General features: G+C 38.9%; 1 protein-coding gene. It reads left to right on the plus strand.

All coding sequences use genetic code 11. From position 1 onward, the window contains the following. Positions 1-257: RNA-guided endonuclease TnpB family protein (locus tag KMHG_RS17130; protein WP_010285716.1), on the plus strand; the 257-nt coding region annotated here is incomplete at both ends.

Here is a 257-nt window from a genome sequence, read left to right on the forward strand (position 1 = left end):
GCGTGTTGCGTTTCAACGTGAAGATTTTTTAAACAAGCTATCAACGGAATTGATTCGCAACTATGACGTCATTTGCCTTGAAGATTTAAATACAAAAGGGATGATGAAAAATCGTAAATTGGCAAAAGCAATTAGTGATGTGTCATGGTCCTCTTTTGTGCAAAAACTGATGTATAAGGCAAAGTGGTATGGTCGTGAAATTGTGAAGATTTCACGGTTCTATCCATCGAGCCAACTTTGTCATGCGTGTGGGCATC

This window comes from Kurthia massiliensis, assembly GCF_000285555.1.
Taxonomy (GTDB): Bacteria; Bacillota; Bacilli; order Bacillales_A; family Planococcaceae; genus Kurthia; species Kurthia massiliensis.